Consider the following 5113-nt stretch of genomic DNA (forward strand, 5'->3'; position numbering starts at 1 on the left):
GGGCTCGCTTTCGTGAATGGCAGCAGATCGAAGCGGAGCAGAAAAGGAGTGGTGTCGTAACGAGTGATCTGGAGCTGAGCGCCGAAGAGTCACTTGAACTGGAGCTGAATGAGGCGGTCTGGCCAACGGCTGACTCCCGAGACCCGACCGTAGGGAGATTGTCCAAGGAAAAAGAAAAGCTTCTCCGTGAAGCAGAAGCACTAAAGGGAGGGCTGCACAACTGGGAGGAGTGGTTGAGCGAAAGAACGGTGACGTCTGGGGGAGTCAGTCCGCTTGTCGAAAAGCGTTGGAGGACCGTCCTTAAGCATTTTGTCGAGTGGTCAAAAGAGGAGTACCCCGAACGAGCCAAAAAGAGAACCGCTGCTGACTACAAGCGCCATCTCCTCACCAGAACCAACAGGCAAGGGAGAACGTCGAAGCACTCGACGGTGGCAAAAGACATCCGAGACCTAAGTGCTGCCTGGAAATGGGCGACTCAACATGGGTTCGCGAAGGTCAACATCTGGGAGGGGCTTGCCAGGAATCTGGAAGCAAGCAAGCCCCGCTCACTTCCCGACAAGAAGGCGATACGGACAGCAGACAAACGAGCCACTGCCAGATCTGACCTGAAGTACCTGATCCAAAGATTCACCGGGTGTCGTAAGCAAGGGGTCTGCGGGCTGAGAAAGCAAGACATTGATCTCAAGGATCAACTCATCCATTTCGTGGAGTACGAGGAGGAGGGCAAGGTGAGGAAGCTGAAAGGGGGGCAAGAGCTACACGTTCCCATTCACAGGACATTGCTGCCGTTCCTTCTTGAAGCCATCCCGACATTCCCCGATGGCCCTCTATGGCCGGAGGAATACAAGGCGGGAGAGGAGAGCTGGGGAGATCGCTATGGGGACAGATTCAAGGACCGTTATGGCTTCAACAGCCATGACCTAAGGCGGATTGTCGAGACACAGATGGCAAAAGCAAATGTGAGCCCATACTTCGCCTTCTACGTCACTGGTCACCGAGTGCCAGGTATGTCTGAAGTGACAACCAAATACGTTAGACCTACTGCTGAAGAGCTAAGGCAGGTCGTAGAGCTGATCGAATGATCAAGCGAAGGGCAATGGCGGGCGTATACGAGAAGACCGGTAACGGGTCTATAGAGGAAAAGAACGATACGGCCCGTATGCAGGGAGACCATTGATAACGGACTTATAGAAGGAAAGTGATGTCGGACTTATACAGGAAGAAGCAATGACGGGCGTATAGGGGGAGAAGAGCAACCCGTCCCGTATACAAGGAAGACTGCAGATAACGGACGTATACAGAGTAAAGGCGATGAGCTTATACAGGAGAGAGTGATGTCGGGTCTATACAGAGAGAGGTTATGTCGGACGATCTAGCCGATGGGGCGAGTGGCTGTGGATAAGGAGGGAGGTGATGACGGGCTTATACAGGGGAGAACGGTAGCGGGCGTATAGACAGAAGAAACCACAGCGCCAGGTTCAAGGCGGTAAAACCAGACGAATGGAATCGTCTCTAAAGAAAGGAGCAGCTCCGAATACCAACCACACCTGGTTGGAGTAGGTCGTTGTTCGCGTTGTTGGACGCCAGGGAGAGTACAGCTTCAGGCACTGTGCAGTAGAACCCGTTATCCAACCCCGTTAGCCCGACGCGAGTAACACAGCGGCGGCACCATGAACTCAGGTGAAGTCCATTTTTCGATGGATGACGTGTTCGTGTTTACGGAGTGAGTGCTACAGGCGGAGCCTACGGCAACACTTCCAGAACCGAATCTAGGTGACTAACTAGACAGTTAGCTCGCTTGAACTTCGCACTATGCCATCTACCAGGACGAGGCACCAGTAGGTGGCAATCACAATCATCCAATAATCCAAACGTGTGGATAATTCACATGTCAACTAAGATCACACTAAGCAAATTAATAGCACCAGTAGATAGCGACGGCAGTCCAGACCAACGACTGAGTTCAAGCCTGAACCGAATACTGGCAGAACTTGGAGATGAGACCGCACAAGAACTCCTCAAGTTCGCAACTGAGACAGCAGTCCTCCAACGAAATGCAGCGTCAGCCGGTCTTCGACTAGCCATAGCAGTCTTCAACGAAGCTAGGTACCTGGAAAAGTATCATCGCTTTGATGAAGATAACCAATACGGTTGGCGTTCTAGGCGATTGCGAAAACAAGTTCAGCAAATGGTCGAAGCAGTTGGATTCAAGCGAAACAACGCTCACAAGCTTGTAGCAACAGCTGACTGGTTGACCAGTCGACACACAGACAAAGATGAGCAGAAATGGTTTGAGACTCTCACTCCATCTCATATTTATGAGTTGAGCCGGATGTCGAGCGAGGGATTTGCTGCAGTCAAGCAGGAGGTGAGTTACACAGACTTTCGTTTCTCAGCAGGACAATTGCCTATCTCAGTCAAGCGACTGGAAGAGTTAAGACAGGAGCACCCTAAGAGCAAAGAAATGCTCGAAGGAGAAAAGACCAACCAAGACTCAACTGCACGTCAGGTTGCGGCACTCAAAGCGGCTGATGACGCTGATGAGATGACCACCGGAGAACTGCTTCAGCAATTCATTTACCTCGCTCAAATAATTGACTGGTCGTCAATCCAACAAGATCCCCTAGCGATGGAATCACTGAACTCAATTGAGTACACCCTCAGCCACATTTCCGAAGCTCTAGATCAATGGAAATACGCATCTCACATCTACGCATGAATAAACAGAACCAGACTCAGGCCAACGCCCCTCACATTCGCTACTGGAAGCTTGGACAGATTTCAAGTGTCGCAAAAGAACGCATCGACATACTGCTGATCTGCGGAAAGCCAGAAGACGCCAGATCAATGGCTGGGGAGTGGATCATCGACATCAAAAGGTAAAACAATGAACAATCAATCACAGGCTCAAAACCAAAACCTCAGGCTCATCACTAAAAACGGCTCTATCCACCTTGGACTTGTCGAAGAACACCGACCTTCACCGCCTACCACTGACACAATCCAGCTTGAACTGGACTTGAACCAACCAACAACCGCCTATCGCTGACACAAACCAATGAACAGCCATTCGTAATCACCACTCTCCCAATTCAGGAACCACCAGCTTCAACAGCTGCGCAAAGCATCAACTCTTGTGGAGAAGGAGAAGCTGGTTATGAAATTCAGCTTAGAAAGCGCAAGACCTTTAATACAGCACTCGAGCTAACGCGAGTTTGAGACTTGTTAAGCAGTGATGGATGACGAGAACGACTCCTCGAACAACCTAACTTCCTCAAATAATTGGTCTCCAAAGCCCTTCTGCTCCAACAACTCCAGCTCGAGCTTCTCGGATGGACCAAGGCGTCGGTCCGAACGACGCTGAGATCGAAGCGGATTGAAGCCCGCAAGGCCGCCAAAACAGCCAAGGGTCTTGCCGCCGCCGGCGGGATCCGCAATGAACTCAAGGCCCAGGGGATTGAACTGATCGACAAGCCCGGGGGCCTGACGGAGTGGCTGCGCAGTTGAAACGCGCACAAGATGGGCACAGTCTGCGAATGCTCCCGATGCACCGCTCCGTTGCCCCGCTGTTGATCAGCAGCATGATCGGTCTCACTTGCGCAGTCGCTACCTGTCCTCCCGTGGTCGCCCAAGCGACAAGCTCCAACAGGGCGACCGCCAGCAGCACCTACCTGGGGGTATGGGCGCTCACCGATAGCAACAACAACCTCTTCAATGTGCGCGTCAACGCCGATGGCCGGGCCGTGAGCACCATCGGCACCGCCGGTGTGCCGATGGCGGGCTCCGAACGGCTCATGAAGTCCCAGTTCCGCGAACTGGGCCGCTGGAATTCCTGGGGCAATGGCATTCGCGTCGACTACAGCAACGGCTGGAGCGACTGGATCTATGTAGGGCCGAGCGGCCTGAGCCATGCCTCCTGGAAACCAGGCCAAATGCGCGAAAGCATCCCCAGCAATTTCGGCACCGCCGTGAAGCTGAAGGGCACCGCCGCTGATGCGGTGGGTGTCTACCTCTTCCCACCGGCCCAGGCCGACCTGAAGCCTTACACCGCCACGCTGGTCTCAAACGGCCTGGCCTTCAACGACATCGATTCACACGCAGGTGGGGTGTGGCGCCTAAGCGGCAGCACGGTGGTGATCGACTGGATAAGTGGCTGGCGCACAACGATGAGCCTGAGCGCGGGCTCCCGCCTGGAGCTGAGGCACTGGGCACCGGGGAGCAATCGCAACGGGCCGCCCACCGCGGTCCGTCAGGCCACCGCGATTGACTGAGCCCTCAGCCCTTCGGTGCCTGCTGGTTTTTCGTCATCTGCTCGATCTTGCGAATGTGGGGGGCCGTAGTGCTCCAGACCTCCTTCTGAAACCCGGGCTCACACTCCTGGACCTGCGTCTCGATCAGCTCGCACCACCACTAGATCTAGTGCCAGCGTTAGCCGGTAACTGGGCGTCTTCCAATGAACCCAGCCGTGCTCACCCGTCTGGACCAGCTGGAGCAGGAATGGCAGCAGCAACTGCCTTTTGCATTTGATTGTCGCCTCAATCAAATCCCAGAGGAGTGGCACCAGATTGCGGTGAAGTTTCGCAGGGCAAATGGCATCCGTGATGGCGACAGGGAGGGAAGTGATTGGTGAATTCGTTGAGGGAATAAGGGTTTAAGTAAGGAGGATGGTTTTGGTGTGCACTGGACTTTTTCGGTTTGGTGCTCAGTGTCTTATTGGGTCTGTTGTCAGGCTGCGCTGATTGCAATGGTGCCAGGTATTGGAGGCTGATTGATGGCTCTTGGTGGTCTATTGAAGAAATAAGAAGCCCCCTGTGGTTGCAGGGGGCTACGGGGTTAGGGCGCCCAATACTAACAATTAATGTAAATATCTCCTAATAAGCCAGAACTATCAGAATTCGTCATCAGGGTCTTGCATATAATGTCATCATGCACCCGCACATCCCTATTGCTTGGAGTTGATGTTAGGGCAGTAACGGCAGCATTAGATTTCGGCGTTTCTTTCCCAGGACCACCATTGGTATTGAAGCGCCACTTGATATCAGCCGAGAAGCGTGACTTGAAGGCATTGTCATAGGACAGGTTGGTGCCAAGTGTTAGTCCGTTGTTGATGGAA

Annotated in this window: 5 protein-coding genes and 1 pseudogene; 5 read left to right on the forward strand and 1 reads right to left on the reverse strand. The window is 53.3% G+C overall.

Annotated features, from left to right (window positions below):
- From CB0205_RS14725 to CB0205_RS16130, 5 genes are all read left to right on the forward strand, one after another.
- Window positions 1-1082 (forward strand): tyrosine-type recombinase/integrase (locus CB0205_RS14725; protein WP_010317289.1); only part of this gene is annotated, 1082 nt, incomplete at its 5' end.
- Between the two features lie 806 nt (window positions 1083-1888).
- The gene (locus CB0205_RS16125; protein ID WP_156797942.1) at window positions 1889-2719 is read left to right on the forward strand and encodes a hypothetical protein; all 831 of its coding nucleotides are present in this window, start codon (window positions 1889-1891) and stop codon (window positions 2717-2719) included.
- Between the two features lie 563 nt (window positions 2720-3282).
- On the forward strand, window positions 3283-3507 hold the full coding sequence (locus tag CB0205_RS0110940; RefSeq protein WP_010317294.1) for a hypothetical protein: 225 nt from the start codon (window positions 3283-3285) through the stop codon (window positions 3505-3507).
- 38 nt (window positions 3508-3545) lie between these two features.
- Window positions 3546-4271, forward strand: a complete 726-nt coding sequence (locus tag CB0205_RS14730; protein ID WP_156797943.1) for a hypothetical protein — start codon at window positions 3546-3548, stop codon at window positions 4269-4271.
- 182 nt (window positions 4272-4453) lie between these two features.
- Complete coding sequence (locus CB0205_RS16130; protein ID WP_010317298.1) at window positions 4454-4630, forward strand: hypothetical protein; 177 nt, start codon at window positions 4454-4456, stop codon at window positions 4628-4630.
- A 218-nt stretch (window positions 4631-4848) separates the two neighbouring features.
- On the opposite strand, the pseudogene CB0205_RS16545 reads toward CB0205_RS16130, so the two are convergent.
- Window positions 4849-5113 (reverse strand): annotated as a pseudogene (locus CB0205_RS16545) (carbamoyl-phosphate synthase L chain); the annotation flags it as partial.

This window comes from Synechococcus sp. CB0205 (assembly GCF_000179255.1).
Lineage (GTDB): Bacteria > Cyanobacteriota > Cyanobacteriia > PCC-6307 > Cyanobiaceae > Vulcanococcus.